At 71.8% G+C, this 26053-nt stretch carries 25 protein-coding genes and 3 pseudogenes; 19 read left to right on the forward strand and 9 right to left on the reverse strand.

The window, feature by feature from the left end; translation table 11 throughout:
* Positions 1–26 precede the first annotated feature (26 nt).
* Positions 27–1259, reverse strand: a complete 1233-nt coding sequence (locus tag OHA86_RS26320; RefSeq protein ID WP_329179057.1) for a hypothetical protein — start codon at positions 1257–1259, stop codon at positions 27–29.
* 687 nt (positions 1260–1946) lie between these two features.
* Here OHA86_RS26320 and OHA86_RS26325 point away from each other — a divergent pair.
* The 3 genes from OHA86_RS26325 to OHA86_RS26335 all read left to right on the forward strand — a co-directional run bounded on the left by OHA86_RS26325 (position 1947) and on the right by OHA86_RS26335 (position 3776).
* Positions 1947–2282 (forward strand): transposase, encoded by a 336-nt coding sequence (locus OHA86_RS26325; RefSeq protein WP_329179059.1) that lies wholly within the window; start codon positions 1947–1949, stop codon positions 2280–2282.
* A 208-nt stretch (positions 2283–2490) separates the two neighbouring features.
* Positions 2491–2847 carry a histidine triad nucleotide-binding protein gene (locus OHA86_RS26330; protein WP_329179061.1) on the forward strand — a complete coding sequence of 119 codons (357 nt, stop codon included), beginning with the start codon at positions 2491–2493 and terminating at the stop codon, positions 2845–2847.
* A 23-nt stretch (positions 2848–2870) separates the two neighbouring features.
* Positions 2871–3776: a ribonuclease Z gene (locus OHA86_RS26335; protein ID WP_329179062.1), complete on the forward strand. Its 906-nt coding sequence runs from the start codon at positions 2871–2873 to the stop codon at positions 3774–3776.
* A gap of 31 nt (positions 3777–3807) precedes the next feature.
* Here OHA86_RS26335 and OHA86_RS26340 read toward each other — a convergent pair whose 3' ends face one another.
* On the reverse strand, positions 3808–4608 hold the full coding sequence (locus OHA86_RS26340) for an HAD family acid phosphatase (protein ID WP_329179064.1): 801 nt from the start codon (positions 4606–4608) through the stop codon (positions 3808–3810).
* A gap of 189 nt (positions 4609–4797) precedes the next feature.
* Complete coding sequence (locus OHA86_RS26345; protein WP_443071894.1) at positions 4798–6099, reverse strand: family 4 glycosyl hydrolase; 1302 nt, start codon at positions 6097–6099, stop codon at positions 4798–4800.
* 58 nt (positions 6100–6157) lie between these two features.
* Between OHA86_RS26345 and OHA86_RS26350 the strand changes: the two genes are divergently transcribed.
* The 6 genes and pseudogenes from OHA86_RS26350 to OHA86_RS26375 all read left to right on the forward strand — a co-directional run.
* Positions 6158–7276, forward strand: a complete 1119-nt coding sequence (locus tag OHA86_RS26350; RefSeq protein ID WP_329179068.1) for a PfkB family carbohydrate kinase — start codon at positions 6158–6160, stop codon at positions 7274–7276.
* 148 nt (positions 7277–7424) lie between these two features.
* On the forward strand, positions 7425–8555 hold the full coding sequence (locus OHA86_RS26355) for a PhoH family protein (RefSeq protein ID WP_329179070.1): 1131 nt from the start codon (positions 7425–7427) through the stop codon (positions 8553–8555).
* A 14-nt stretch (positions 8556–8569) separates the two neighbouring features.
* Positions 8570–9064 (forward strand): rRNA maturation RNase YbeY, encoded by a 495-nt coding sequence (gene ybeY / locus OHA86_RS26360; protein WP_329179072.1) that lies wholly within the window; start codon positions 8570–8572, stop codon positions 9062–9064.
* Between the two features lie 16 nt (positions 9065–9080).
* Positions 9081–10409, forward strand: a complete 1329-nt coding sequence (locus tag OHA86_RS26365) for a hemolysin family protein (RefSeq protein ID WP_329179073.1) — start codon at positions 9081–9083, stop codon at positions 10407–10409.
* Positions 10410–10512: 103 nt separating this feature from the next.
* The gene (locus OHA86_RS26370; RefSeq protein ID WP_329179076.1) at positions 10513–10866 is read left to right on the forward strand and encodes a YybH family protein; all 354 of its coding nucleotides are present in this window, start codon (positions 10513–10515) and stop codon (positions 10864–10866) included.
* Positions 10867–11019: 153 nt separating this feature from the next.
* Positions 11020–11133: pseudogene (locus OHA86_RS26375) on the forward strand (transcriptional regulator); the annotation flags it as partial.
* Positions 11134–11190: 57 nt separating this feature from the next.
* On the opposite strand, the pseudogene OHA86_RS36145 reads toward OHA86_RS26375, so the two are convergent.
* A pseudogene (locus OHA86_RS36145) lies at positions 11191–11292 on the reverse strand (hypothetical protein); the annotation flags it as partial.
* Positions 11293–11327: 35 nt separating this feature from the next.
* Here OHA86_RS36145 and OHA86_RS26385 point away from each other — a divergent pair.
* From OHA86_RS26385 to OHA86_RS26405, 5 genes are all read left to right on the forward strand, one after another.
* Positions 11328–11576, forward strand: coding sequence for a DUF397 domain-containing protein (locus OHA86_RS26385; RefSeq protein ID WP_329179078.1), 249 nt, complete (start codon positions 11328–11330; stop codon positions 11574–11576).
* A 108-nt stretch (positions 11577–11684) separates the two neighbouring features.
* The gene (locus OHA86_RS26390) at positions 11685–11954 is read left to right on the forward strand and encodes a hypothetical protein (RefSeq protein ID WP_329179080.1); all 270 of its coding nucleotides are present in this window, start codon (positions 11685–11687) and stop codon (positions 11952–11954) included.
* On the forward strand, positions 11947–12567 hold the full coding sequence (locus OHA86_RS26395) for a DUF6879 family protein (RefSeq protein ID WP_329179082.1): 621 nt from the start codon (positions 11947–11949) through the stop codon (positions 12565–12567). The genes OHA86_RS26390 and OHA86_RS26395 overlap by 8 nt, the downstream gene beginning before the upstream one ends.
* 517 nt (positions 12568–13084) lie before the next feature.
* A complete protein-coding gene (locus OHA86_RS26400) occupies positions 13085–14983 on the forward strand; it encodes a tetratricopeptide repeat protein (protein WP_443072022.1) in 1899 nt (632 codons plus the stop codon).
* Between the two features lie 53 nt (positions 14984–15036).
* Positions 15037–15414: a cytidine deaminase gene (locus OHA86_RS26405; protein WP_329179086.1), complete on the forward strand. Its 378-nt coding sequence runs from the start codon at positions 15037–15039 to the stop codon at positions 15412–15414.
* Between the two features lie 42 nt (positions 15415–15456).
* Here the strand turns inward: OHA86_RS26405 and OHA86_RS26410 are convergent, their stop codons facing one another.
* Entirely contained in the window at positions 15457–15795 is a 339-nt protein-coding gene (locus OHA86_RS26410; RefSeq protein WP_329179088.1) for a P-II family nitrogen regulator, read from the reverse strand.
* A complete protein-coding gene (locus OHA86_RS26415; RefSeq protein ID WP_329179090.1) occupies positions 15792–17141 on the reverse strand; it encodes an ammonium transporter in 1350 nt (449 codons plus the stop codon). Before OHA86_RS26415 ends, OHA86_RS26410 begins: the two co-directional genes overlap by 4 nt.
* 158 nt (positions 17142–17299) lie before the next feature.
* On the opposite strand from OHA86_RS26415, the gene era reads away from it, so the two are divergent.
* Both era and OHA86_RS26425 read left to right on the forward strand, forming a co-directional pair.
* Positions 17300–18253: a GTPase Era gene (gene era, locus OHA86_RS26420; protein WP_443071895.1), complete on the forward strand. Its 954-nt coding sequence runs from the start codon at positions 17300–17302 to the stop codon at positions 18251–18253.
* Positions 18254–18310: 57 nt separating this feature from the next.
* A pseudogene (locus OHA86_RS26425) lies at positions 18311–18652 on the forward strand (Dabb family protein); the annotation flags it as partial.
* Between the two features lie 42 nt (positions 18653–18694).
* Here the strand turns inward: OHA86_RS26425 and OHA86_RS26430 are convergent.
* Positions 18695–19723: an Lrp/AsnC family transcriptional regulator gene (locus OHA86_RS26430; RefSeq protein ID WP_329179094.1), complete on the reverse strand. Its 1029-nt coding sequence runs from the start codon at positions 19721–19723 to the stop codon at positions 18695–18697.
* 125 nt (positions 19724–19848) lie between these two features.
* Between OHA86_RS26430 and OHA86_RS26435 the strand changes: the two genes are divergently transcribed.
* Positions 19849–21285 carry an MFS transporter gene (locus OHA86_RS26435; protein WP_329179096.1) on the forward strand — a complete coding sequence of 479 codons (1437 nt, stop codon included), beginning with the start codon at positions 19849–19851 and terminating at the stop codon, positions 21283–21285.
* Between the two features lie 334 nt (positions 21286–21619).
* Positions 21620–22468, forward strand: a complete 849-nt coding sequence (locus OHA86_RS26440) for a transglycosylase SLT domain-containing protein (RefSeq protein WP_329179098.1) — start codon at positions 21620–21622, stop codon at positions 22466–22468.
* A gap of 107 nt (positions 22469–22575) precedes the next feature.
* Here the strand turns inward: OHA86_RS26440 and OHA86_RS26445 are convergent, their stop codons facing one another.
* On the reverse strand, positions 22576–22839 hold the full coding sequence (locus OHA86_RS26445; protein WP_329179100.1) for a protealysin inhibitor emfourin: 264 nt from the start codon (positions 22837–22839) through the stop codon (positions 22576–22578).
* A gap of 7 nt (positions 22840–22846) precedes the next feature.
* Positions 22847–23962 (reverse strand): M4 family metallopeptidase, encoded by a 1116-nt coding sequence (locus OHA86_RS26450; protein ID WP_329179101.1) that lies wholly within the window; start codon positions 23960–23962, stop codon positions 22847–22849.
* A gap of 304 nt (positions 23963–24266) precedes the next feature.
* Between OHA86_RS26450 and leuA the strand changes: the two genes are divergently transcribed.
* Entirely contained in the window at positions 24267–26030 is a 1764-nt protein-coding gene (leuA, locus tag OHA86_RS26455) for a 2-isopropylmalate synthase (RefSeq protein WP_329179103.1), read from the forward strand.
* Positions 26031–26053 lie beyond the last annotated feature (23 nt).

The raw sequence follows: 26053 nt of genomic DNA on the forward strand, positions 1-26053 counted from the left end.
GGCGCGGTGCGGCGGCCCCGGAAGGGTCAGGCGGTCTGCGCGGGCGACGCCGCGGGCGCGGCGGCGGTCCTGGTCCTGCGCCGCCAACTGCGGGCGGCCAGATAGCCGGCCAGGAACAGTTCGCCGAAATTGAGGATCAGGAAGACGACCACATCGGTGACATTGGCCGGCGACAGGTTCGCGTGGAGTTTGTGCACCGCCATTCGCGTCACCTTGATGCCGGTCGGAATGACGGCGGTCAGCAGCGTGGTGGTCAAAAAGGCGTAGCCGGCGACCATCAGCCAGGAATACCAGCGGGCGACCTCGCGGTCCCGGTCGGTCCAGCCGGACTCCTCCACCGCCCGCTCGGGCCGCCGGATCAGCCGGACGAAGCGGTTGCGGAGCTGCTGGCGGGCCACGGTCTGGAGGTCGTTGCAGCCCAGTACGGTGATCGCCAGGTAGTACAGGTCGGTGCGCAGGAAGAAGTAGAACTGCCAGGCCAGCCGCAGCACCACGGCGAAGGCCATGGACAGCAGCAGCCGGTAGACCACTCCCGCGGCCCCGGTGGAGCCGTGCAGTCCCGCCGCCCCGAGGGTCAGGCCGCAGATCACCAGGACGTCCAGCAGCATGCCGGCCAGCATCGGCAGGTAGCGCTTGCGGCGGGGCACCGCCACCAGTCCGTCCAGCGCGGTCACGAAGACGACGTAATAGAAGCGGCGGCCGATCGACAGGGTGGAGTGCAGGCCGAGCCGGCGGCCCGCGAGGGCGTGGAAGGCCTCGTGCGCGAGGATCCACGGCACCTGGCCCAGCACGATGCCGAGGGTGAGCACCACCAGCGAGGAGTGGGTGAAGAACAGGTGCTGATAGCGCGGCACCAGGGCGGGGGTGCGGATCGCGGCGGCCACCGCGGCGGCCACCAGCAGGCCGTAGGCGACCCAGGCGGCGGGTGAGAAGACCGCGCGCCCCAGGCGCTGCCAGCGCACCGGGCCGGCCGCCTCCGCCGCCTCCTCGCCGTCCTTGACCAGCAGTTCCAGCTCCTCCAGGACTTCCAGGAATTCCGCGACGTCCACCTGCTCGCCGTACGTCTCGGTGTACCAGCGGGCGGCGGTGTTGGGGGAGTCGCCGGCCTCCAGCCTCCGCAGCAGGGCGGCGCCGTCGACCGGGAAGAGCCCGTAGGAGTCGATGTCGGCGCGGCCGACGGTGACTTCGTCGCCCTCCTCCAGATAGGTCAGCGGGTGCAGCCGCACCGGCCGGTCGAGATCCGGGGAAACCGTTGCCATATCTGCCTCACTGGTACGGGTCGCGGGCTGCTGCGGGGGGCGTGCGGTCGCGCTGTACGGACGTGGGACGTGGGGCTGTACGGGGACGCGGGGCCGTGCGGGCCGGGCCGTACGGGCTCGGCCCGGGCCGTCCCCTGTGCGGGGCGGCCCGGGCCGGTGACTCAGCTGGCGCCGCAGCAATAGGCCGAGGCGGCGGCCGAGGTCAGACGGACGGTGCCGGCCTTGCGAACGGTGATCTTCTTCATGGCGAACTCCTTCTCTCAGGGCGGTGCACTTCGCCGTCCGACAATTCGGCGGCGGCCCGGGATTACCCGGGCGTCTGGGAAAGAAAAGGGAATGCGCTGGCCATTGGATGATGGTGCGTTCGCCGGTCCCTTTCGGAAACGGCATCCTTCGCTCCGTCTCCGGCCCCGACAGATTTGCATGGAACACGGAAGCGTGTCAACGGGTGAACGGAACGTACACGGACCTCTTCGGCTCAAGATCAATACGCATTGGGGAAAGCCGCGTAATGCGTTCCGTGATGATCCGGGATCCGTGGACGGAAGGCCGGAGCCGGTGTCATAGTCGGCGCACAGTCCCGGAATGCGGGGGAGTCGTACACGGGGAAGGTGTCTCACGTGGTTGTGTTTAGTGGGAACAATGTTTTAGCGGTGTCGCATGGGGTTTGATCTCGCTCAGCGATTGGTGACCGACGAATTGTGGGAGCTGGTCGAGTCGCTGCTTCCGGTCTTCAGCTGCCGCCGCCAGGGTGGCGGCACGGCGCCGCTGGATGAGCGCAAGGTCTTCACCGCGGTCGTCTACGTGCTGATGGCCGAGTGTCCATGGCGGCAGCTGCCGCCCCCCTTCGATGTCTCACCCGCCACCGCCCACCGCCGTTTCGCCGCCTGGACCAGGGCGGATCTGTGGCGGCTGCTCCAGGACAGAGCCGAGGACCCGCGCTCGTCCTTCCGCGAGGAGCGCTGGGTCGCCGCAATTGTGGCGGCGGCGCACAAACGGTGCATGTCCCAGGTCGCCACATGAGACGCCCTGGCATGAACACATATGTCCGGTACGCCGCCGGGCCGCCCGCGGGCCGCCGCGGCTCACCCGGCCGTCCGGCACCCCGGCTCACCGCCGCCCCGGCGGTCACCTTCCGTCACTGCCACGGCACGTCGGGCCGCGGATCTTCCGCCCGGCGCGGGCCGGTACGATGCGAAGCCCCGTACGCCCCCGAGAAGGGAGCCCCGCCATGGCGGGAGAGCCCCAGGCCGACTGCCTGTTCTGCAAGATCGTCGCGGGCGAGATCCCCGCGACCGTCGTCCGCGAGACCGCGACCACGCTGGCCTTCCGGGACATCAACCCGCAGGCGCCGACCCACGTCCTGGTCATCCCCCGGGTGCACTACCCGGACGCCGCCGCGCTGGCGGCCGGCGACCCCGGCGCGACCGCGGACGTGCTGAGGGAGGCCGGCGAGGTGGCGGCCCAGGAGAAGGTCGACGGCACCGGCTACCGGATCGTCTTCAACACCGGCCCCGGCGCCGGCCAGACCGTCTTCCACGCCCACGCCCATGTGCTGGGCGGCCGCGACCTCCAGCGGCTGGTCTGAGGCGGCCCCGCCGCCGCCCACCGATGTCCGCACGCGAACTCGTCGTCCTCGGCACCGCGAGCCAGGTGCCGACCCGGCAGCGCAACCACAACGGCTATGTACTGCGCTGGGACGGCGAGGGGATCCTCTTCGACCCCGGCGAGGGCAGCCAGCGCCAGATGCTGCACGCCGGGGTCGCCGCGCACGACCTCACCAGGATCTGCGTCACACATTTCCACGGCGACCATTCCCTCGGCCTTGCCGGGGTGATCCAGCGGATCAACCTCGACCGGGTGCCGCACCCGGTCACCGCCCACTACCCGGCGAGCGGGCAGCGCTACTTCGACCGGCTCCGTCACGCCACCGCCTACCGCGAGACCGTCTCCCTGCGCGAGCAGCCGGTCACCGGCGACGGGGTGCTGGCCGTGACGGAGGACTTCACCCTGGAGGCGCGCCGGCTGTCGCACCCGGTCGAGTCGTACGGCTACCGGCTCACCGAACCCGACCGGCGCCGGATGCTGCCCGCCCTGCTGGCCGAGCACGGCATCGCGGGACCCGATGTCGGCCGCCTCCAGCGCGAGGGCGTACTGAACGGCGTCACCCTTGCCGAGGTGAGCGAGCCGCGCCGGGGCCAGCGCTTCGCCTTCGTCATGGACACCCGGCTCTGCGACGCGGTGCCGGAACTGGCCGACGGCTGCGACCTGCTGGTGATCGAGTCGACCTTCCAGGACCAGGACGCGGCACTTGCCGAGGAGTACGGCCATCTGACCGCGGGCCAGGCCGCGGCGGCGGCCCGCGACGCGGGCGTACGCCACCTGGTGCTGACGCACTTCTCGCAGCGCTACCAGGACCCCGCGGGCTTCGAGGAGCAGGCCAGGGCCGCGGGCTTCACCGGCGGCCTGACCATTGCCGCGGATCTGACGCGGGTCCCGGTGCCCGGCCGCCGCTGAGCCCGGGACCCCGACGGGTGCTGCCTCGCGGTTACGGCAGGAAGTACATCGGGTTCGGCAGCTTGAAGGACTTGTCCGCGTAACCGCCGGACAGGTCGCTGTACTGGTCGCCGAAGTTGCCGATGATGTCGTAGCCCAGCGACTCGATGTGCGCCCGGGTGCCGGACTTGTACTCGATGGTCGTACAGGTCGAGCCGCAGCTCAGGTACGCCGGCGGGTTCGCGCTGTTCTTCAGGTAGAGGTGCGAGGTGTCGGGCGCGGCCTTGTAGCCGACCGCGTTCAGGTTGCGTACGGTGTCGGCGCGCTGGGCCTCCGGGCGGCCGGTGATCCAGAAGACCGTGACGCCCTGGCCGGCCGCCCAGTTGGCGAGGCTGTCCATGCCGAAGACGGCCGGCATGTTCTTGGTGTCCAGGTAGGCCTGGTTGCTGGCCGGGGTGTAGTTGAAGCCCACCTCGAGTTCGTAGTTGTACGTCAGCACGCTGGTGTCGTCGACGTCCAGCACGATCGCGGGCTTCTTGCCGTGGCTGTCGTGCTTGCCGTGGCCGTGCTGGAGCGCGTGCGCGAGGTCGGACTTGGCCTTGGCCTCGATGCCGGCCAGCTGGTGGGCGTAGCTGCTGTCCGCCGACGCGAAGTGCTCGCCCGACGCGTCGACGGTGTCGCCGTAGTAGGCCTTGATGTCGTTGACCACGTTGGTGAGGTTGGGGATCTGCTTGTCGCTGCGCGGCACCGAGTTGTCCGCGGTGGCGGCGCCGACGCCGTAGAAGGTGGCGCCCAGGGTGGCCGCGGCGGCGGCCAGTGCCAGCGAGCGGCGGGACAGACGGGCACGGGACATGACGGTGCTCCTTCAACGCTGGTTGGTGCGGCGAAAGTTAGACCCCCCGATCCGGGCAGGTCAAGCAAGGTCTACGCGCGTATCGTCACATCGCAGGTCAGAAGGTGTTTCCCTGGCGTTTCGCGAGAGTTCGCCGAAACGTCACCCGATGGACGGATGGTACGGGACGGACAGGTGGGGCCAACGCGGCTACCAGCCGACCGCGTCGAGGATTCTGGAGGCCGCCGCGGGCGAATCCACCAGCGGATGCAGCGCCAGCGCCCGCAGCGCGGCCCGCCGCGAGCCCGTCGCCGCCGCCTCGATCGCCGCCCGCTCCACCGCCTTGACGCCCAGCATCAGCCCCGCCTGGTGCTCGTCCGGCGCCGCCGCCGGCACCGGACGCGCCCCGAACGCCCCCACCTCGCACGGCACTTCCACCACCGCGTCGGCGTCGAGGAACGGCAGCGCCCCGCCGGAGGGCACATTGAGGATCAGTACGGTCCGCTCGTCCCGCGCGATCGCCCGCATCAGCGCGAGCGCCACCCGGTCGTAGCCGCCGCCGTCCAGGTCGTGCGGGTCGCGCTGCCAACCGCCGCTCGCCGCCCTGCTGTCGGCGCCGTACGTCTCCTCCCGCTCCCGCCTGGCGCCCTCCCACAGCTCGTACGCCCGGGACGGCTCCTGGTCCGCCGCCGCGAAGAACGCGCCCTGCTGCCCGTCGAGGTATTCCCCCCGGGTGCTGTCCGCGGCCCTGACCGCGGCCAGCGTCTCGCGGCGGAAGTAGTAGTAGTGCAGGTACTCGTTCGGCAGCGAGCCGAGCGCCGCCAGCCACTCCGCGCCGAACAGCCGCCCCTCCTCGAAGGTGCCCAGCGCCGCCGGGTCCGCCAGCAGGCCCGGCAGCAGGTCGCGCCCCGCCACGGTCAGCCGGCGCAGCCAGCCGAGGTGGTTCAGGCCCACGTAGTCGTAGCCGAAGTCCGGCGCGTCCGGGTCGGCGCCCGCCGCCCGCGCCGCCCGCCGCACCAGGCCCACCGGCGAGTCGCAGATGCCGATCACCCGCGGCCCCAGCACCCGCGACATCGCCTCGGTCACCATGCCCGCCGGATTGGTGAAGTTGATCACCCAGGCGGACGGCGCCAGCGCCCGTACCCGCTCGGCGATCTCCACCGCGACCGGCAGTGTCCGCAGCCCGTAGAGGACGCCGCCCGCGCCCACCGTCTCCTGCCCGAGCACCCCCTCGGCCAGCGGCAGCCGCTCGTCGCGCACCCGGCCCGCAGTACCGCCGACCCGGATCGCCGAGAAGACGAAGTCCGCGCCCCGCACCGCGTCGTCCAGGCCGTCCGCGAGCCGCACCGCGGGGCCGCTCGCGCCCGACTGCGCCAGCACCGCCGCCATCACCCGCAGCCGCCGCGGGTCCTGGTCGTGCAGCACCACCTCGGTGATCGCGGGGTCGCCGGCCAGCGCCCGGTGCACCAGCGGCACCCGGAAGCCGCCGCCACCGAGAATCGTGAGCTTCACCCGTACTCCGTCCCGAGATTCCTCGTCACTGTCAGTGCCGTCGTGCACAGTGTGTTCCATGGACGACCAGCCCGTTCTCGACCCGCTCGGCGCGGTGCGCGCCGCGGGGGACCCGGCGACCGATGTCTATCTCACCGGCACCGTGTTCCTCGACATCATCTTCACCGGTCTCGACAGCGCGCCCGTGCGCGGCACCGAGTCCTGGGCCCGCGGCATGGGTTCGAGCCCCGGCGGGGTGGCGAACATGGCGACGGCGCTCGCCCGGCTCGGCCTGCACACCACCTTGGCGGCGGCCTTCGGCGACGACATGTACGGCGACTACTGCTGGGAGAGCCTCGCGGCCGGCGAGGGCATCGACCTCGGCCCCTCCCGCCGCATCCCCGGCTGGCACTCCCCGGTCACCGTGTCGATGGCCTACGACGAGGAGCGCACCATGGTCAGCCACGGCCACCGGGCGCCGCCGCCCGAGGAGGCCGTGCACGCCTGCCCGCCGCCCGCCCGGGCCGCCGTCGCCTCGCTCGGCCAGCGCGACCGGGCCTCCGACGAGGAGCCCGCGCCCGACCCCGACCGCGAGTGGATCGCCCAGGCCGCGGCGAACGGCACGCAGGTCTTCGCCGACGTCGGCTGGGACGACACCGGCCGCTGGGACCCGGCCGACCTCGAAGGGCTCCGGCACTGCGCCGCCTTCCTGCCCAATGCGGAGGAGGCCATGCGGTACACCCGCACCGCCACCCCGGCCGCCGCCGCCCGCAGGCTCGCCGAGCTGGTCCCGCTGGCCGTGGTCACCCTCGGAGCGGAGGGCGCGGTCGCCGTGGACTCCGGCAGCGGCGAGACCGCCGAGGTGCCCGCCCTGATCGTGGACGCCCTGGACCCGACGGGGGCCGGGGACGTCTTCGTGGCCGGCTTCGTCACCGGCACCCTGGCCGGCTGGCCGCTCACCGACCGGCTCGCCTTCGGCTCGCTGTGCGCGGCGCTGTCCGTCCAGGAATTCGGCGGCTCGCTGTCCGCGCCCGGCTGGACCGAGGTCGCCGCGTGGTGGACGCGGGCCAAGGCCGAGCCGGGCACCCCGGCGGAGGCGCTGCGCCGGTACGCCTTCCTGGACGCGCTGATCCCGCCGGCCCCCCGCCGCTGGCCGCTGCCCCGGGCGGTGCCCACGATCGGCTTCCGCCGGGCGTGACGGGCGCGCGTACGGCTGGCGCCGGCGGCGTCGACAACCGCAAATCCCCTCGGCGGCCGACGGCCCACGTCGTAGGCTTGGTAACCCAGAACCCGATCGGGGTCCTCGATCAGCAGAAAGCGGGATGAGCAGGCCTTAGCGCCGGCCCATGACTCAGACACCGACAAAGCAGCAGCCGCAGCCGCCGCAGGCGCGCGCCCACTTCGTCGTACCGGCCAAGCACCCCATGGTGACCGTCCTGGGCTCAGGCGACGCTCTGCTCCGCGTGATCGAGCAGGCGTTCCCGGCCGTCGACATCCATGTACGGGGCAATGAGATCAGCGCGGTCGGCGACGCCGACGAGGTCGCGCTGGTCCAGCGGCTCTTCGACGAGATGATGCTGGTGCTGCGCACCGGCCAGCCCATGACCGAGGACGCCGTCGAGCGCTCCATCGCCATGCTGCGGGCCAACGGCAGCGCCGCCGACCAGGACGCCGAGACACCCGCCCAGGTGCTCACGCAGAACATCCTGTCCAGCCGCGGCCGCACGATCCGCCCCAAGACGCTCAACCAGAAGCGCTACGTGGACGCGATCGACCGCCACACCATCGTCTTCGGCATCGGCCCGGCCGGTACGGGCAAGACCTACCTGGCAATGGCCAAGGCCGTGCAGGCCCTGCAGTCCAAGCAGGTCAACCGCATCATCCTGACCCGCCCCGCGGTCGAGGCCGGCGAACGCCTCGGCTTCCTGCCCGGCACCCTGTACGAGAAGATCGACCCGTATCTGCGCCCGCTCTACGACGCCCTGCACGACATGCTCGACCCGGACTCGATCCCCCGCCTGATGGCGGCCGGCACCATCGAGGTAGCGCCCCTCGCATATATGCGTGGTCGCACGCTTAACGACGCCTTCATCATCCTGGACGAGGCGCAGAACACCAGCGCCGAGCAGATGAAGATGTTCCTGACCAGGCTCGGGTTCGACTCCAAGATCGTCATCACCGGTGACGTCACCCAGGTGGACCTGCCGCGCGGCACCAAGAGCGGACTGCGGCAGGTGCAGGACATCCTCGCCGATGTCGAGGACGTCCACTTCTCCCGGCTCACCAGCACCGACGTGGTGCGCCATAAGCTGGTCGGACGCATCGTGGACGCCTACGAGCGGTACGACAGCGCGGTCGCCGAAGAAGAAGCCGGCGGCAGCGGCGGCAGCGGTGCACCCAACGGCACCGGCGCCGCCAAAGCCGCAGGCGTCCATCGCGGCAGCAGCGCCAACAGCGCACGGACCAAGAGAAAGTAACCGACCACATCATCATGGCGATCGACGTCAACAACGAGTCCGGCTGGGAGATCGACGAGCAGGCGGTCCTCGACGCCGCCCGCTACGCGCTCCAGCGCATGCGCATCCATCCGCTGTCCGAGCTGTCGGTGATCGTCGTGGACGCCGACGCCATGGAGCAGCTGCACGTGCAGTGGATGGACCTGCCGGGCCCCACCGATGTCATGTCCTTCCCGATGGACGAGCTGCGTCCCGGCAAGGAGGACGAGGAGCCCGCGCAGGGCCTGCTCGGTGACATCGTGCTGTGCCCCGAGGTCGCCAAGCGGCAGGGGGAGGAGGCGCCGACCGGCCACTCCATGGACGAGGAGCTGCAACTGCTCACCGTGCACGGCGTCCTCCACCTGCTCGGGTACGACCACGAGGAGGCGGACGAGAAGGCCGAGATGTTCGGCCTCCAGAAGGCCATCCTGGACGGATGGCGGGCCGAACGCGGCATCGAGGGGCCCTCGCCCGCGCCCACCACCCACTGACGGCGGCGCGCACCGCATGATCGTCTCCGCAGTCCTGCTTGTCATCGTGGCCTGGCTGGCCGCGTGCGCCGAGGCCGGCATCGCCAGGACCTCCCGCTTCCGTGCCGAGGACGCGCTGCGCTCGGGGCGCAAGGGCGCCGCGAACCTGCTGGCGGTCGCGTCCGACCCGACCCGCTACCTCAATGTCGCCCTGCTGGTCAGGGTCGCCTGCGAGACCTCGGCCGCCGTGCTGATCACCGTGGTCTGCACCCGGAATTTCGACCGTACGTGGCAGGTGCTGCTCGTCGCGATCGGCGTGATGGTCCTGGTGTCGTACGTCGCCGTGGGCGTCTCGCCGCGCACCATCGGCCGCCAGCACCCGATGAACACGGCGACGGCCGCCTCGTACGTCCTGCTGCCGCTGGCCCGGGTGATGGGTCCGGTCCCCGGGCTGCTGATCCTGCTCGGCAACGCGCTGACGCCGGGGAAGGGCTTCAAGCGCGGCCCGTTCGCGAGCGAGGCGGAGCTGCGGGCGATGGTGGACCTCGCCGAGTCCGAGTCGCTGATCGAGGACGACGAGCGCCGGATGGTGCACTCGGTCTTCGAGCTGGGCGACACCATCGTCCGCGAGGTGATGGTGCCGCGGCCCGAGCTGGTGATGATCGAGCGCTTCAAGACGATCCGCCAGGCCACCACGCTGGCGCTGCGCAGCGGCTTCTCGCGCATCCCGGTGACGGGCGAGAGCGAGGACGACGTCGTCGGCTTCGTCTACCTCAAGGACCTGGCCCGCCGCACCCACATCAACCGGGAGGCGGAGAGCGACCTGGTCTCCACGCTGATCCGGCCCGCCGCCTTCGTGCCCGACACCAAGAACGCCGGGGACCTGCTGCGGGAGATGCAGCGCGACCGCAACCATGTCGCGGTCGTGGTGGACGAATACGGCGGCACCGCGGGCATCGTCACCATCGAGGACATCCTGGAGGAGATCGTCGGCGAGATCACCGACGAGTACGACCGGGAGACCCCGCCGGTGGAGGAGCTGGGCGACGACCGCTACCGGGTCACCGCCCGCCTCGACATCGGCGACCTCGGGGAGCTGTACGGGGTTCTCCTGGACGACGACGACGTCGAGACGGTCGGCGGCCTGCTGGCCAAGTCGCTCGGCCGGGTGCCGATCCCGGGCGCGACGGCCGTGGTGCCGCTGCCCGAGGACGGTTCGGGCGAACGCCCCACGGTGGCGCTGCGGTTGACCGCCGAGACGCAGGCGGGCCGCCGCAACCGGATCGGCACGGTGCTGGTCGAGCCGCTGGACGCGGCGGAGGCGGCGCCGCACGAGGGGCCCTCCCCGGCGGAGGACGAGGTATGAGCAGGGCTTCTGGTTCGCAGCAGAAGCAGTCCTTGGACTTCTGATCGCGTCGGCGCCAGGCTGGAAGGCGTAAGACCCGAAGCGAAACCGAGGGAGCCCGACCATGACCGACACCCGTGAACGCGCCCGGCACCCCGAGGACATCGCCCGCCTGCTGGTCGCCCGCGTCAATGCCCGCGACCTCGACGGCATCCTCGAACTCTTCGAACCCGACGCCGTCGTCGCCTACCCCGCCGACCGCCCCTCGCAGGGCGCCGCCGCCCTGCGCGAGCTGTACGCGGGGCTGCTCGCCGCCAAGCCGGTCTTCGAGGTCGAGGACCCGCTGCCGACCCTGGTCAGCGGCGACCTGGCCCTCACCTCGACCGCCCCGAAGGACGGCACCGGCGGCCGCGTCCAGGTCGCCCGCCGCCAGCCGGACGGTACGTGGCTGCGCGTGATCGACCGCCCGGAGTCGTGACGCGGGCCGCCCCGGAGCCCCTTGAACACCCCGCTACTACGTACGCTGCGTCAGCGTACGTACGCGAAGTGTGGACGGTACTGGCGATCTGCTGTGACGCTGGTCTCACGTGAATGAGGCACGATCCGTGCCCCCGTGAGAGAGGTGGCCGGGATGGTCGATGGGACGAACGGTACGGGGGGTACGGGCGGCGAGCCCGAAACCTCCGACAGTCTGCGGACGTTCGGCGCGGTGGTGCACGCGCTGCGCGAGCACAAGGGGATCAGCCTGCACGGGCTGCCGCAGCGGCATGATCTGGATCTCGACGTTCCACTGCCGGCCGATCAACTCCAGCAGGTGATCCAGCAGTTCCCGGGTGACCTCCTCACCGCCCGTGTGCCGTTCGAGCACCGGCTCGGCCCGCTCGACGAAGTCCTCGTCGGGCATTCGGCGGCCCTGCTGGAGCGCATGCGAGGAGCGCTATGAGCACGTCCGACCTGGTCTGGTTCAAGAGCAGCTACAGCAGCGGCAGCGAAGGCGACTGCGTCGAAGTCGCCGTCTCCTGGCAGAAGTCCAGCTACAGCGGCTCCCAGGGCGACAGCTGCGTCGAGGTCGCCGCCTGCCCGGGCACGATCCACGTCCGCGACTCCAAGGACCCCCACGGCCCCCACCTCGCCTTCACCCCGACCGAGTGGTCGTCCTTCCTCGACTACGCCGCCACCCGCCGCTGACCGTCCCCCCGGCCCACCCATGGCCGATTCCGGCCTCCCGTCAGATCCGAACACGCCGAGTAGTATGAGCGGGTACTTTCTGTGACGCAGGGAGGAACGGGAGCGGCCATGGCCGAGCGTTGGGAAGCGGACCCCTCGGCGTCGTTCGTGTGCCGCCTGGGCAAGTCGGCCGCCGCGACAGGTAACTCGGACGGTGAAGAGGACTGCCCGGACATCTGGCGGTTGAGCAACGGTGATGTCGCCGTGATCGGACGTGACCTCACCTCGGCGTATGCGACCCGGCTCCCGGAGGGCGTCGCTCTCGGCTCCGGCGAGCGCCTGGTCGTCATCCCCGGCAACATGCTCAGCGCGGCGAAGGCGGACATCCCCGATGAGTGAGCTGCGCGCCCCCGCGCTCCGGGCGGAGGACGGCGAGAGGCTCGCGCTTCCCGACTACCGTCGCGACTTCCGGGCCCGCCGTGCGGTGATCCGTGACGGCGAGTCGTGGAAGCTCGAACGGCTCCAGCACTTCGAGGAGGCGAACCCTCGCCGCGACGCCCTCCGCCGGGGCGACTGGTCCGAGGCGCTGCGTCTTTTCGAGGCGGAACGCACCTCGGTACGCGAGGCCGCGCAGGACGACGAGAAGCACGGTCACAGTTTCCGCCGGCTGCGCGTGATCGAGGAGCCGCTGACGCCGTACGTGCAATGGGAGCTGCACTGGCTGCACCTGCGTGCGGAGTGCGGCTACAGCACGCGGGTGATGCCCGCCGAGGTGATCGCCGCCTCGGAAGCCGCCGGCCACGTGCCCGAGGTGGTGATCCTGGATGAAAAGGTCCTCTACCAGGTCCTGTACACCGACACCGGTGTGACGCGGGCGGCGATCCGGTTCACCGACCCCGCCGTGGTCGCCCCGTGGGCGACCTTCATCCGGGATGCGTACACCGCAGCCGAGGACATCACCGCGTACTTCCCCCGCGCCCTCCTCCGTCTTCCCCCGCCTCCCGCGGCCTGAGAAGGAGCGGCCGATCAGTACGCCGGAGCACGACGGACGTCCCGGCAGTTCGCGAAACGACCTCTCCGGGACATCGCGCGATGTCGTCCAGGCGGGAAGCGTCAGCGGCGGCATCCACTTCCATCCCCCGCAGCCCGCCGAGCGGCCCGGCCCGACGCCGCGGCAGCTTCCCGCCGATGTGCGCGGCTTCGTCAACCGGGCCGCTGAACTCGGTCAGTTGAACGCGATCCTGCCCGGTCCTGACGGCGCCGGGACCGTGGTGTCCGTGCACGTGGTGGCAGGTACGGCGGGTGCCGGCAAGACCTCGCTGGTGCTGCGCTGGGCCCACTCGGTCAAGGACCGCTTCCCGGACGGCCAGCTCTTCGTCAACCTGCGCGGGTACGACCCCGGAGAGCCGGTCGCCGCGCAGCACGCCTTGCGCCATTTTCTGCGCGCACTCGGCGTACCCGGCTCCAAAGTGCCGCAGGACGTGGAATCCGCCGCCGCGCTCTACCGTTCGCTCTTCGCGGACCGCCGGATGCTCGTCCTCCTCGACAACGCGGCGACAGCCGGCCAGGTCCGCCCGCTCCTCCCGGGCAGCGGCAACAGCCTTGTCGTGGTGACCAGCCGCAGCCGCCTGTCGGGTCTCGCCGTCCGCGACGGAGCACGCAGGCTGACCCTCGGCACCCTCCCAGAATCCGAGGCCGTCGCCCTGCTCCGCGCCGTCACCAGCGGCTATCGACCCGAGGACGATCTGGAAAAGCTCACAGAACTCGCCCGGCTCTGCGCCCGGTTGCCGCTCGCGCTGCGGATAGCGGCGGAACGCGCCGCGAGTCACCCGCATCTGCGGATCGACGACCTCATCGCCGATCTGCGTGACGAGTCGGTGCTCTGGGACGCGCTGAGCACGGGCAGCGACGACGAGGCCGAGGCTGTGCGCACCGTCTTCGCATGGTCCTATCGCAGCCTTTCCGAGCCTGCCGCCCGGCTGTTCCGGCTGCTCGGGCTGCACCCGGGCCCCGAGTTCGGGCCGCACGCGGCTGCGGCGCTCGCCGACCATGCGCCGGCCCGTGTCCGGCAGCTCCTCGACGACCTCGTCGGCGCCCATCTGCTGGAGCAGACCGCACCGGACCGCTTCCAATTCCACGACCTGCTCCGCGCGTACGCCACCGACCAGGCCCGCGCCGAGGAACCTGCCGCGCAGCGCGGCGCCGCCCTTCGCCGCGTCCTGGGCTGGTATCTGCACACCGCCGACAGAGCCCAGAACCGGATCAGGCCGGCGGAGCCGCACGTACCCCTGGACGAACCACCGACCACGCCGCCGCCCCTGGCCTTCCCCGACTACGACAGTGCCGTCGACTGGTCGGAACGCGAACAGGGGAACTTCCGGGGCTTGGTCGACGCAGCCGCCTCGGCGGGCTTCGACAGCCTCGCATGGCAGCTGGCCGAGGCGCTGTGGGCCGCGCTGCCGCCGTCGGCCTCGTATGCGGAGTGGCTCGACACCGGCCACGCGGGTCTGGCCGCCGCCGTCCGCTGTCAGGAGACCGCGGCCCGGATCCGGCTGCTCAGCGATCTGGGCATCGGCCTGCGGCTGCTCAACCGGCTGGACGAGGCGCTGGGCCGGCACCGGGAGGCCCTGTCGCTCGCGCGGACCGCGGGGAGCCGTGTCGAGGAGGCCCGGTCGCTGAACCTCATGGGGCTGATCGAGCTGCGGACCCGGAGCCTCGGCCCCGCCGAGCAGCACTTCGCCGAGGCAGGTGCGGTCTTCCGCGAGCAGGACGACCGGCGCCGGACGGCGATGGCGCTGTCCAACCTGGCCAGGACCCGCCTGGAGGCCGGCCGGCCGGAGGAAGCCGCCGCTGCTGTCCACGAGGCGCTGTCCGCCCACCGCGCTGCGGGAAATCGGCAGAGCATCGGCAACGCCCTGAACATCGCCGCCGAGGTCCACCTTGAGCGCGGCGACATCGACGCGGCCCGGGCGGCGATCGACGAAGCCCTGGACATCGCCCTCGGCCTGCGCAACCACCGCCTGGAGGGGTACTGGCTCCTCACTCTCGGCAGTGTCCAGCGGGCCACCGGTCAGTACGGGGCCGCGCTGACCTCCTACCAGCGCTCGGCCGCGCTCCACCGGCGCCTCGGTGACCGCAGCCGTGAGGCGCTGGCCTGGCGCGGCGCGGGACAGACGTACGTACAGCTGGATCGGCATGCCGAGGCGGTCGACTTCCACCGCAGGGCCGTCGCTCTTCACCGGGAGGCCGGCGACACCTGGCAGCGGGCACGGGAGCTGGACTGTCTGGCGGCGGCCCTGGCACCCGCCGATCCGGCGACGGCGCACGCGCTCCGGACGGAAGTCCTCGGCTGCCTCGCCGCGTACACCGATCCGCGAGCCGCGGGCATGCGGGACCGGGTGCGGCGGCAACTGGACGTGGCGGAGTGACCGGCGGCGCCGGTGGCGGGTGCGGCGGGGGAGGCGGGCCCGGCGGTGCGCCTATGATCGCGCGTATGAGTGATCAGCAGCCGGCCACCGACCTGCCGGACCCGGAAGACCGCAAGCTCGTCACGCTGGCCCGGTCCGCCAGGGCGCGGGGCGGGGTGCCCGAGGGGGCCGCCGTGCGGGACGAGACCGGCAGGACGTACGTGGCCGGCACCGTCGCGCTGGAGTCGCTGCGGCTGAGCGCGCTCCAGACCGCCGTCGCGATGGCGGTGGCCAGCGGCGCGGAGTCGCTGGAGGCCGCCGCGGTGGTCACCGCCGCCGACGCCGCGGACGACGCCGGCCGCGCCGCGGTCCGCGACCTCGGCGGCGCCGCCGTCCCGGTGATCGTGGCGGGCCCCGACGGGTCCGTACGCGGCACCCTCAGCGCGGGCTGACCCGGGCCACCCGCGCGTCGGCCGGGCCGGCCGCCCCGGGGGCTACAGCGCGTCCGGGCCGCGTTCACCGGTCCTGACGCGGACCGCCGTCTCCACCGGCACCGCCCACACCTTGCCGTCGCCGATCTTGCCGGTGCGGGCGGCGGCCACCAGCGCTTCGATGACCGCGTCGGCGTCCGCGTCCTCGACCAGGACCTCGATGCGGGCCTTGGGGACCAGGTCGACGCGGTATTCGGCGCCGCGGTAGACCTCGGTGTGGCCGCGCTGCCTGCCGTAGCCGCTCGCCTCGGTGACCGTCATGCCGTGCACCCCCCTCTCCTGCAGGGCCGTTTTCACGTCGTCCAGCTTGTACGGCTTGATGACGGCGGTGACCAGCTTCATCCCAGTGGGCTCCTGTCGTGGGCGGCCTGCGCGCCGGCGTGTACGGCGGCGCCGTGGGACATGCCGTGCGTGAGTACGCCGTGATCGTAAGCGGTCTCCGCGTGCACGGTGAGGTCCAGGCCGGTCCTTTCGTGCTCCTCGCTCGCCCGGAAGCCCATCAGCCGGTCGATGGCCCGGCCCAGCCCGTACGTCACGGCGAAGGCGTACGCCCCGACCGCCGCGACCGCGACGGCCTGCCTGCCCAGCTGCGCGAGGCCGCCGCCGTAGAACAGGCCCTCGGGGCCGCCGGTCATCGACTCGGTGGCGAGCAGCCCGATCAGCAGGGTGCCGACGATGCCGCCGACCAGGTGAACGCCGACCACGTCCAGCGAATCGTCCACGCCCCAGCGGAATTTCCAGCTCACCGCGTACGAGCACAGCACGCCCGCGGCGAGCCCGACCACGGCGGCGCCGGGTACGTCCACGCTGCCGCACGACGGGGTGATCGCGACCAGGCCGGCGATCGAACCGGACGCGGCGCCCAGCGTCGTGGCGTGCCCGTCCCTGCGCTTCTCGACCAGCAGCCAGCCCAGCAGGCCCGCGCAGCCCGCGGTCTGGGTGTTGAGGAAGGCGGCGCCGGCCATCCCGTCGGCGCCCAGCGCGGACCCGGCGTTGAAGCCGAACCAGCCGAACCACAGCAGACCCGCGCCCAGCAGCACCAGCGGCAGATTGTGCGGCCGCATCGAGTCCTTGCGGAAGCCGAGCCGCGGCCCGAGCACGATCGCCAGCGCAAGACCCGAGGCGCCCGAGCACACCTCGACGACCGTGCCGCCCGCGTAGTCCAGCGCGTGCAGTTTCGCCGCGATCCAGCCGCCGTCGGCGAAGACCCAGTGCGCCACGGGGACGTATACGGCCAGCGTCCACACCACCACGAAGACCACCCACGCCCCGAACCGTGCCCGGTCCGCCACCGCCCCGCTGATCAGGGCCGCGGTGATCACCGCGAAGGTCAGCTGGAAGGTCGCGAAGAGCAGGGTGGGGACATGGCCGTGCATCGAGGTGGGGCCGATGCCGTGCATGCCCAGGTGCCCGAAGTCTCCGATCAGGCCGAGCCCGCCGGCGTCGTGGCCGAAGGCGAGGGTGTAGCCGGCGATCAGCCACACCATCGTGACCAGCGCGATCGACACGAAGCTCATCATGAGCATGTTGAGCACGCTCTTGCTGCGGACCATGCCGCCATAGAAGAGCGCGAGGCCCGGCGTCATCAGCAGTACCAGCGCGGTGGCGGCCAGCAGCCAGGCGGTGTCGGCGGCGTTCACAGCCGTCTGGTCGGCGGACAGCAGCAGCACGAGGGGGTCCCCTTCCACGGGCGGGTAGGGGAAGCGTCACGGGCTCGCGTTACCGTACGTGGGCGAGCAGGTTTCCGCGGTGTTTCGTGTTGCGCGGGCGTTTCGGCACCCTCACCGGGGGGCCCGGCGGCCGCCGTGAAACCTGCCGTCCTCGTCCACCCCCGCCATCGGGGAGAATGAGGCCCATGAGCGCTCGTACCCCCTCCGCCGCCGGCCCCGCACACCGGTCCGGCTTCGCCTGCTTCGTCGGTCGTCCCAACGCCGGCAAGTCCACTCTTACGAACGCTCTGGTCGGCCAGAAGGTGGCGATCACCTCCAGCCGGCCGCAGACGACCCGGCACACCGTGCGCGGCATCGTGCACCGGCCGGACGCCCAGCTCGTGCTGGTCGACACCCCCGGGCTGCACAAGCCGCGCACCCTGCTCGGCGAGCGGCTCAACGACGTGGTGCGCAGCACCTGGGCCGAGGTCGACGTGATCGGCTTCTGCCTGCCCGCCGACCAGAAGCTCGGCCCCGGCGACACCTTCATCGCGCGCGAGCTGGCCGGGGTCCGCAGGACGCCGAAGGTCGCGGTGGTCACCAAGACCGACCTGGTCGACTCCAAGGCCCTCGCGCACCAGCTGCTCGCCGTCGACAAGCTCGGCCGCGACCTCGGCTTCGAATGGGCCGAGATCGTGCCGGTCTCCGCGGTCGCGGGCGAACAGGTCGGCCTGCTCGCCGACCTGCTCATTCCGCTGCTCCCGGAGGGTCCCGCCCTCTACCCCGAGGGCGACCTGACCGACGAGCCCGAGCAGATCATGGTCGCCGAGCTGATCCGCGAGGCCGCGCTGGAAGGCGTGCGCGACGAGCTGCCGCACTCCATCGCGGTGGTGGTCGAGGAGATGCTGCCCCGCGAGGGCCGCTCCGCCGACCGCCCGCTGCTCGACATCCACGCCAACCTGTACATCGAGCGCCCCAGCCAGAAGGGCATCATCATCGGCCCCAAGGGCGCCCGCCTGAAGGAGGTCGGCGTCAAGTCCCGCCAGCAGATCGAGGCGCTGCTCGGCACCCCGGTCTTCCTGGACCTGCACGTGAAGGTGGCCAAGGACTGGCAGCGCGACCCGAAGCAGCTCCGCAAGCTCGGCTTCTGACTTCCCGGCGTTCCGCGCCGCCGGGCCGTCCTCCGGCGTTCGGGGCCGGCAGGCGAGGAGCGGCAGGCCGAGGTGCTGGCGGCGATGCGGCGGACCGCGTCGGTGGAGTCGGCGGAGTACGGCACGGTCGGGCGCGACCTCGGCGACCCGGCGGAAGGCTTCAGCCACGCCTACTGCGTCGGGGTGGCGGATCTCGACGCGCTGGAGCGGTACCTGTACGACCCGGTCCACCTCGCGGGCGACGACGACATCCTGCCGTACGTCACCCGGCTGTCCGCGGTCCGCTTCACCGACGACCCCGACCCGGCGGTCGGCGCGGGCATGGCGGCGCTGGTCCAGGCGAAGCTGGCGGCGTACCCGGAGTGGGCGCGGCAGCTCGACGAGGCCGCGCGGAGGTAGCGGGCGGGGGGCCTGCGCCGGCGCCCCCGGGGCGGTCGGGGTTCAGGCCCGCGTGCCCGGGCGCCCTGTCCTGGCCGGGTCGAGATAGGGGCTCGGGCCCTTCAGGGTGCGGTGGATCGGGGCCGTCTCCGTCCGGCGCAGGCCCGGCAGCGCGGCCACCGGCCCGGTCAGGTAGCGGTACAGCGCCCGGGGGTCCCGGCACAGCACGGACGCGTAGACGTTCGCCGTCCCCGTGATCGCGGCGGCGAACGCCACCTCCGCGTGCCCGGCCAGCGCCTGCCCCGCCTCGGCGAGGGCGGCCGGCTCGACCTCCAGCCACAGCGAGGCCCGCATCTCGGGCGCGAGCGCCCCGGTCCCGAAGTCGAGGTCGTAGTAGAGCGCCCCGGACGCGCGCAGCTCGGCCATCCGCCGCCGTACGGTCGTCGGGGACCAGCCGGTGAGCCCGGCGAGTTCCGCGGCGGGGGTGCGCCCGTCGTGGGCGAGCGCGTCGAGCAGCCGCCGGTCGGCGTCGCTGAGCTGGACCGGGTCGCCGTCCGCCTCGACGGCGGGCGGGCGCAGGGCGCGCAGCTGCTCGGGGTCCAGCGGCCCGGTCCTGCTGACCGGGCTGAGGTCGTGGCCGAAGAAGACGTGCAGCAGCGCGTGCGCCGTCACCTGCACCACCCGCGGGGTCCGCGGCAGCTTCTGGAGCAGCAGCGCGTCGGGGTCCGTGCCGGGGCTGGACGCGTGGGTGAGGCAGAAGATCTCGGTGCCGCCCGACAGCAGGCTCACCCAGCGGGTGTCGGTGCGCCGGGCCAGCGCCTCGCCGACCGACGCGGCGGCGTCGGGGGTGCAGCAGACCCGTACGAACCACGGGGTGAGCCCGACCCGCAGCGGATCGGTCAGCCCGAGCACCCGCAGCCCGGCGGACGTCCGCAGCCGGGCGTAGCGGCGGGCGACCGTCTGGTCGGAGACGCCCAGCACCTCGCCGACCCGCCGGAAGGGCGCCCGGCCGTCGAGTTGCAGCGCCTGCACGACCTGCTGGTCCAGCAGGTCGAGAACGCGCAGCGGCGCCCATGTGGTGTCGGATCCCATGCCGACATCGTAGGCGGAGTCGGATTCCACCGCCGGAGCGGCCATGGCTGTGGCGTATGACCGCGGTCACGCAGCCTGAGAGCGTCAACCCCGCTCCACCGCACCACCGAACGGAGTACACCTCCATGCGCAAATGGCTGCCCCTCGTGACGATCTGCCTGGGCGCTTTCATCCTCCTGGTCGACGTCACCATCGTGAACGTCGCCCTGCCGAGCATGGCGTCCGACCTCGACGCACCCTTCTCCGCCCTGCAATGGGTGATGGACGGCTACGCCCTCGCCCTCGCCGCGCTGCTGATGGTCGCCGGCTCGCTCGGCGACCTCTTCGGGCACCGCCGGCTCTACGTCGCCGGGCTCGGCGTCTTCGCGGCGGCCTCGCTGGGTGCCGCGCTGTCGCCGAACTCCGCCGTGCTGATCGCCGCGCGCGCCGTGCAGGGCGTCGGCGGGGCCGCGATGTTCGCCACCTCGGCCGCGCTGGTCGCCGCGACCTACCACGGCCGCGACCGCGGGGTCGCCTTCGGCGTGTGGGGCGCGGTCAACGGCGCCGCCGCCGCGGCGGGGCCGATCCTCGGCGGCCTGCTCACCCAGGGCTTCGGCTGGCAGGCCATCTTCCTGGTCAACCTGCCGGTGGCCGCCATCGCGATCGTGATCGCCCTGCGGGCACTGCCGGCCGCCGGGCAGCGCGGTACGGGCCGGCTCGACCTGCCGGGCGCCACCACCTTCACGCTGGCCGCCGCCGCCCTGACCTACGCCCTGATCCGCGGCGGCGACGACGGCTGGACCGACGCGCTGACCCTCACCGCCTTCGCGGTGGCCGCGGTCGCCGCGGTCGCCTTCGTCCTGGTCGAGGCCCGTTCCGACCACCCGATGCTCGACCTGGCACTGCTGCGCCGCCCCGGCTTCAGCGGCCTGCTCGGCGGCGCGCTGCTCTACCAGGCCGCGGCGTTCAGCGGCCTGGTCTACCTCTCCCTCTGGCTGCAGAACGTCCTCGGCCTCAGCCCGATCCGCGGCGGCCTGGCCCTGACGCCGATGGCCGGCACCGCCTTCGTCGTCGCCGCGATCGCCGGGCGGCACATGCACCGCTTCCCCGCACGGGTGCCGATCGGCGGCGGCCTGTTCATCATCGGCGCGGGCTGCGCGCTGCTGGCGCTGACCGTCCACGCCTCCTCCGGCCAGTCCTCGGTCATCGCCGGGCTCGCGGTGATCGGCGTCGGCGTCGGCCTGACCACCCCCGTCCTGGTCTCCGCGGCCGTCGACGCGGTCCCGCCGCACCGCGCGGGCATGGCGGGCGGCGCGGTGAACACCGCACGTCAGCTCGGTATGACCATCGGTATCGCCCTCTTCGGCGCGGTCTTCACCGCCCGGCTGCGCGACGTCGCCTCGCACGGCGGCACCCCGCACGCGGCGTACGCCTCCGCGCTCGACCGCATCTCCCTCTACGGGGCTGCCGCGGGTCTCGCGGGCGCGATCGCCGTCTTCGCCCTGGTCCGCCAGGGCCGCGCCGCGGACCCCGCCCCGGCGGCCGGCAAGCCCGCCCCCGCCCCGGCCCCCGCGACCCGCTGACCGCCCCTGTCCCAAGGGGCAGCCGCCCCCGGAGCGCTTCCGCCCCGCTTCTCCGTTTCTGCCCCGTTTTCACGGTGACCGGGGTCACATAAACCGCTCACATAAAGCACCCCCTCTTTTACTCCGTGTGAGAGAGGGGGTGCCCCTTTGTGATCCCCTCGATAGGGCGCAGGTCACATACTAAGCCGCTTAGTGAGCCGTCGGCCCGGCATTGCACAGGGAATCCACACCTCGGGCGCCCGCTACGAATGCGAGGCGTAGGCGGGGTCTTTGACCTCCCGTTCCGCCCCCTCTAACAATTCAGGGGTCCCGCTACGGAAGAGGTAATCCCCTAATGCAGCTCCCCACGATCCCGAAGAAGCTCCCCTCGTTCGCGAAGTTCAACCGGATGTCGAAGAAGCACAAGATCACGGCAGCCGGCGCAGTAGCCGCAGCCGCGGTCGTGCTGACGGTCACCGGGCTGGAAGCGACCGCAGGAGCCGGCTCGGCGACCGCGGCGGGCGACCCGACCGGGTTCTCCGTCTCCACCGGTACGCACGTCAAGGACCTTGGCGAGCAGTCCGGTATGGCGTCGCAGCGCACTCTGCACGACACCGCGCAGAAGAAGGCACAGCAGAAGACCGACCTGGCCGCGGCCTCGAAGAAGGCCGTGGACACCAAGAAGAAGGCCGCCGACACGGCAGCGGAGAAGAAGGCCGCGGCCGACCGGTCCACGACGAAGGCCGCAGCCAACCGCTCCACCCACCGTGCCGCCGTGGCCGCGCCCAAGAAGACGCACACCGTCACGCCCAAGAAGGCGCAGACCGTCACGCCGAAGAAGGCGCACACCGCGACCACGAAGAAGGCCGTCACCAAGACGTACGCGAACAACCTGGACGGCTGGATCCGCGAGTCGCTCGACATCATGCACTCGAAGGGAATTCCCGGCACCTACGAGGGAATCCACCGCAACGTCATCCGCGAGTCCAGCGGTAACCCGAAGGCGATCAACCTGTGGGACATCAACGCCCGCAACGGCATTCCCTCGAAGGGTCTGCTCCAGGTGATCAACCCGACCTTCGACCGCTACCACGTGTCCGGCACCTCGTCGAACATCTACGACCCGGTCGCCAACATCACCGCCGCCTGCAATTACGCGGCCGACCGCTACGGTTCGATGGACAACGTGAATTCCGCGTACTGATCGCCACCGCCCCAGGGTGAACGAAAGGGCGGCGGGGCCTCCAAGGCCCCGCCGCCCTTCGGCGTTCCCCTCTCCCGATGGGCCGCCCTGCCGTGCCCTCCCGCGCCCTACGCGCCCTCGCCCAGCACCGCCGTGATCAGCTCCCGCTGCGCCGGCGACAGGTCGGGGTCCGCGCACTGGACGACGGCGGCGTCGACACTGATCGTGTACGAGTAGCCGTCGGGGACCGGTTCGCGCTCGGTGAGGGACGGGGTCAGGGCGGCGAGGGCCAGAGCGGCGAGGTGGCCCGCGTCGGGGCGGTCCGCGGTGTCCAGGGCGCCATGCCTGGTGAGGCCGGCGAAGCCGCCGGAGCGGGTCACCTCGATACGCATCGGCTGCTCACGCCTCCTGCGGCTGGCTGGGCTGCTGCCGGGGGAGTCCGGCGGCGGGCGCCGGGGTGACGCCGACCTGGGTCCATCCGTCGCGCACCGCCTGGCTCTGCGCGCCCTCACCGTAGCGGGCCACGGCCGCCGCGACGGTGACCGCGGCGAAGTCCGCGAACTGCGCCTGCGAGGAGAGCTTGCCCCCGGTGAGGGTGTCGTACCAGATCTGGCCCGCCTGCTCCCAGGCGTGGCCGCCGATCGCGGTGGCGGCCAGGTAGAAGGCCCGGTTGGGGATGCCGGAATTGAGGTGGACGCCGCCGTTGTCCTGCGTGGTGTCGATGTAGCCGGACATCGAAGCGGGCTGCGGGTCCTTGCCCAGCTGCGGGTCGTCGTAGGCGGTGCCCGGGTCCTTCATCGAGCGCAGTGCCTTGCCGTTGACCCCGGGGGCGAGCAGGCCCGCGCCGATCAGCCAGTCGGCCTGGTCGGCGGTCTGGCCGAGGGCGAACTGCTTGATCAGGCTGCCGAAGACGTCGGAGACCGACTCGTTGAGCGCGCCGGACTGGCCCTGGTAGTCCAGGTTGGCGCTGTACTGGGTGACGCCGTGCGTCAGCTCGTGGCCGATGACGTCCAGCGGGATGGTGAAGTCCAGGAAGATCCGGCCGTCGCCGTCCCCGAAGACCATCGCCTCGCCGTTCCAGAAGGCGTTGTTGTAGCCCTTGAGGTAGTGCACCGACGCGTTCAGCGGCAGGCCCGCGTTGTCGATCGAGTGCCGGCCGTAGGCCTTCAGATACGTCTCGAAGGTCGCGCCGAGCGCGTCGTAGGCCCGGTTGACGCTGGCGTCCGAGGTCGGCTCCGCGCCCTCGGCGCGGACCTTGTGGCCGGGCAGCGTGTCGTGGTGCTTGGCGTCGTAGATCGTGCGGCGCGGCTTGTCGGACGCGGCGGCGGCCACGACAGCGGCGGCGGTGGGGCCGAGGACGGTGTTCAGGTGCCGCCTGGTGCGCTCGCGGGCGTCGTGCTCCAGGGTGTGGCGGGCCGCCGCGGCCAGCGCCAGGTCTTCGGCTCTGGCCAGCCGGTCCAGGACGTGCGGCGGGATGATCGTACAGAAAACGGGGGTCGAGGCAGAGGAGTCCATGTACGGAATGTGGCACCATGCGCACAATGCGTCACCGTGTTCGCCGTGGAATTGACGAGAACGAGCGAAGGGCGGGGACGTTGGTGGACGAAACCGTCCATCTTGCATGCTGAGAGGAAGTACATACCGGCTACGTGATTCCGCCGGGCTCGGTTATGGTCGTTGCCATCATGCGTTTCGGGCTGCTCCTTCTTAGCTGCCGCGGCGAGGGCCTGTAGTCGTAGGCCGACCCCCTCCCCGCGGAGTTTTGGCGTTTTCGCCGTCGGCCGTTCCACGAACGGATCCCGAGGAGCCAGAGCCCCCCATGACCAGCCCCAACAGCGTCGGCCGTGCCACGCCCATCACCGCCGCGACGGTCGCCCAGCGCGCCACCGCGATGCCGATCCACAAGTACGGCCGGTACGAGCAGGTGGACCTGGCCGACCGCACGTGGCCCGACGCCCGGATCACCAAGGCGCCGCGCTGGCTGTCCACCGACCTGAGGGACGGCAACCAGGCGCTGATCGACCCCATGTCGCCGGCCCGCAAGCGCGAGATGTTCGACCTGCTGGTACGGATGGGCTACAAGGAGATCGAGGTCGGCTTCCCGGCCTCCGGCCAGACCGACTTCGACTTCGTGCGCTCCATCATCGAGCAGGGCGCGATCCCGCAGGACGTGACGATCTCCGTCCTGACGCAGGCCCGCGAGGAGCTGATCGAGCGCACCGTCGAGTCACTGCGCGGCGCCCCCCGGGCCACCGTGCACCTCTACAACGCCACCGCCCCGGTCTTCCGCCGGGTCGTCTTCCGCGGCAGCCGCGAACAGGTGCGGCAGATCGCGGTGGACGGCACCCGGCTGGTGATGGAGTACGCCGACAAGCTGCTGGGCGACGAGACGGCCTTCGGCTACCAGTACAGCCCGGAGATCTTCACCGACACCGAGCTGGACTTCGCGCTGGAGGTCTGCGAGGGCGTGATGGACGTCTGGCAGCCCGAGGAGGGCCGCGAGATCATCCTCAACCTGCCCGCGACCGTCGAGCGCTCCACCCCGTCCACGTACGCCGACCGCTTCGAGTGGATGTCGCGGCACCTGTCGCGGCGCGAGTACGTCTGCCTGTCGGTGCACCCGCACAACGACCGCGGTACGGCGGTGGCCGCCGCCGAGCTGGCGCTGATGGCCGGCGCGGACCGGGCCGAGGGCTGCCTGTTCGGGCAGGGCGAGCGCACCGGCAACGTGGACCTGGTCACGCTGGGCATGAACCTGTTCAGCCAGGGCGTCGACCCGCAGATCGACTTCTCGCAGATCGACGAGATCCGGCGCACCGCCGAATACTGCAACCAGATGGAGGTCCACCCGCGCCACCCCTACGCGGGCGACCTGGTCTACACATCCTTCTCCGGCTCCCACCAGGACGCCATCAAGAAGGGCTTCGAGGCGATGGCGGCGACCGCCGAAGCCGCCGGCAAGACCGTGGACGAGATCGAGTGGGCGGTGCCGTACCTGCCCATCGACCCCAAGGACGTCGGCCGCTCGTACGAGGCCGTGATCCGGGTCAACTCGCAGTCCGGCAAGGGCGGCGTCGCCTATGTGCTCAAGAACGGGCACAAGCTGGACCTGCCGCGCCGGATGCAGATCGAGTTCTCGAAGATCATCCAGACCAGGACCGACGCCGAGGGCGGCGAGGTCACCCCGGCGCAGATCTGGTCGGCCTTCCAGGACGAGTACCTGCCGACCCCGGACAACGCCTGGGGCCGGATCGTGCTGCGCTCGGCGCAGGCGTCAACTTCGAGTGACGGCACGGCCGCTCTCACGGTGGAAGCCGTCCTGGACGGCGCCGAGACGACGCTCAACGGCACCGGCAACGGCCCGATCTCGGCCTTCTTCGACGCGCTGGCGAAGGCCGGCGTGGACGCCAGGCTGCTGGACTACAGCGAGCACACCCTGAGCGAGGGCGCCTCGGCGCAGGCCGCCTCCTACATCGAGTGCGCGATCGGCGGCCGGGTCCTGTGGGGCATCGGCATCGACCCCAACACCACCCGCGCGGCGCTCCAGGCGGTCGTCTCCGCGGTCAATCGCGCCGAGCGCTGACCGGGGCAAACCGGTACGAAGCA

The sequence above is a fragment of the Streptomyces sp. NBC_01477 genome (assembly GCF_036227245.1).
Taxonomy (GTDB): domain Bacteria; phylum Actinomycetota; class Actinomycetes; order Streptomycetales; family Streptomycetaceae; genus Actinacidiphila.

Bases quoted from the DNA above. Each gene is read 5' to 3' on its own strand.
- OHA86_RS26320 (WP_329179057.1), bottom strand. From the start codon at position 1,259: ATGGCAACGGTTTCCCCGGATCTCGACCGGCCGGTGCGGCTGCACCCG.
- OHA86_RS26330 (WP_329179061.1), top strand. From the start codon at position 2,491: ATGGCGGGAGAGCCCCAGGCCGACTGCCTGTTCTGCAAGATCGTCGCG.
- OHA86_RS26335 (WP_329179062.1), top strand. From the start codon at position 2,871: ATGTCCGCACGCGAACTCGTCGTCCTCGGCACCGCGAGCCAGGTGCCG.
- OHA86_RS26340 (WP_329179064.1), bottom strand. From the start codon at position 4,608: ATGTCCCGTGCCCGTCTGTCCCGCCGCTCGCTGGCACTGGCCGCCGCC.
- OHA86_RS26350 (WP_329179068.1), top strand. From the start codon at position 6,158: ATGGACGACCAGCCCGTTCTCGACCCGCTCGGCGCGGTGCGCGCCGCG.
- OHA86_RS26355 (WP_329179070.1), top strand. From the start codon at position 7,425: ATGACTCAGACACCGACAAAGCAGCAGCCGCAGCCGCCGCAGGCGCGC.
- ybeY (WP_329179072.1), top strand. From the start codon at position 8,570: ATGGCGATCGACGTCAACAACGAGTCCGGCTGGGAGATCGACGAGCAG.
- OHA86_RS26365 (WP_329179073.1), top strand. From the start codon at position 9,081: ATGATCGTCTCCGCAGTCCTGCTTGTCATCGTGGCCTGGCTGGCCGCG.
- OHA86_RS26370 (WP_329179076.1), top strand. From the start codon at position 10,513: ATGACCGACACCCGTGAACGCGCCCGGCACCCCGAGGACATCGCCCGC.
- OHA86_RS26385 (WP_329179078.1), top strand. From the start codon at position 11,328: ATGAGCACGTCCGACCTGGTCTGGTTCAAGAGCAGCTACAGCAGCGGC.
- OHA86_RS26390 (WP_329179080.1), top strand. From the start codon at position 11,685: ATGGCCGAGCGTTGGGAAGCGGACCCCTCGGCGTCGTTCGTGTGCCGC.
- OHA86_RS26395 (WP_329179082.1), top strand. From the start codon at position 11,947: ATGAGTGAGCTGCGCGCCCCCGCGCTCCGGGCGGAGGACGGCGAGAGG.
- OHA86_RS26400 (WP_443072022.1), top strand. From the start codon at position 13,085: ATGCTCGTCCTCCTCGACAACGCGGCGACAGCCGGCCAGGTCCGCCCG.
- OHA86_RS26405 (WP_329179086.1), top strand. From the start codon at position 15,037: ATGATCGCGCGTATGAGTGATCAGCAGCCGGCCACCGACCTGCCGGAC.
- OHA86_RS26410 (WP_329179088.1), bottom strand. From the start codon at position 15,795: ATGAAGCTGGTCACCGCCGTCATCAAGCCGTACAAGCTGGACGACGTG.
- era (WP_443071895.1), top strand. From the start codon at position 17,300: ATGAGGCCCATGAGCGCTCGTACCCCCTCCGCCGCCGGCCCCGCACAC.
- OHA86_RS26430 (WP_329179094.1), bottom strand. From the start codon at position 19,723: ATGGGATCCGACACCACATGGGCGCCGCTGCGCGTTCTCGACCTGCTG.
- OHA86_RS26435 (WP_329179096.1), top strand. From the start codon at position 19,849: ATGCGCAAATGGCTGCCCCTCGTGACGATCTGCCTGGGCGCTTTCATC.
- OHA86_RS26440 (WP_329179098.1), top strand. From the start codon at position 21,620: ATGCAGCTCCCCACGATCCCGAAGAAGCTCCCCTCGTTCGCGAAGTTC.
- OHA86_RS26445 (WP_329179100.1), bottom strand. From the start codon at position 22,839: ATGCGTATCGAGGTGACCCGCTCCGGCGGCTTCGCCGGCCTCACCAGG.
- OHA86_RS26450 (WP_329179101.1), bottom strand. From the start codon at position 23,962: ATGGACTCCTCTGCCTCGACCCCCGTTTTCTGTACGATCATCCCGCCG.
- leuA (WP_329179103.1), top strand. From the start codon at position 24,267: ATGACCAGCCCCAACAGCGTCGGCCGTGCCACGCCCATCACCGCCGCG.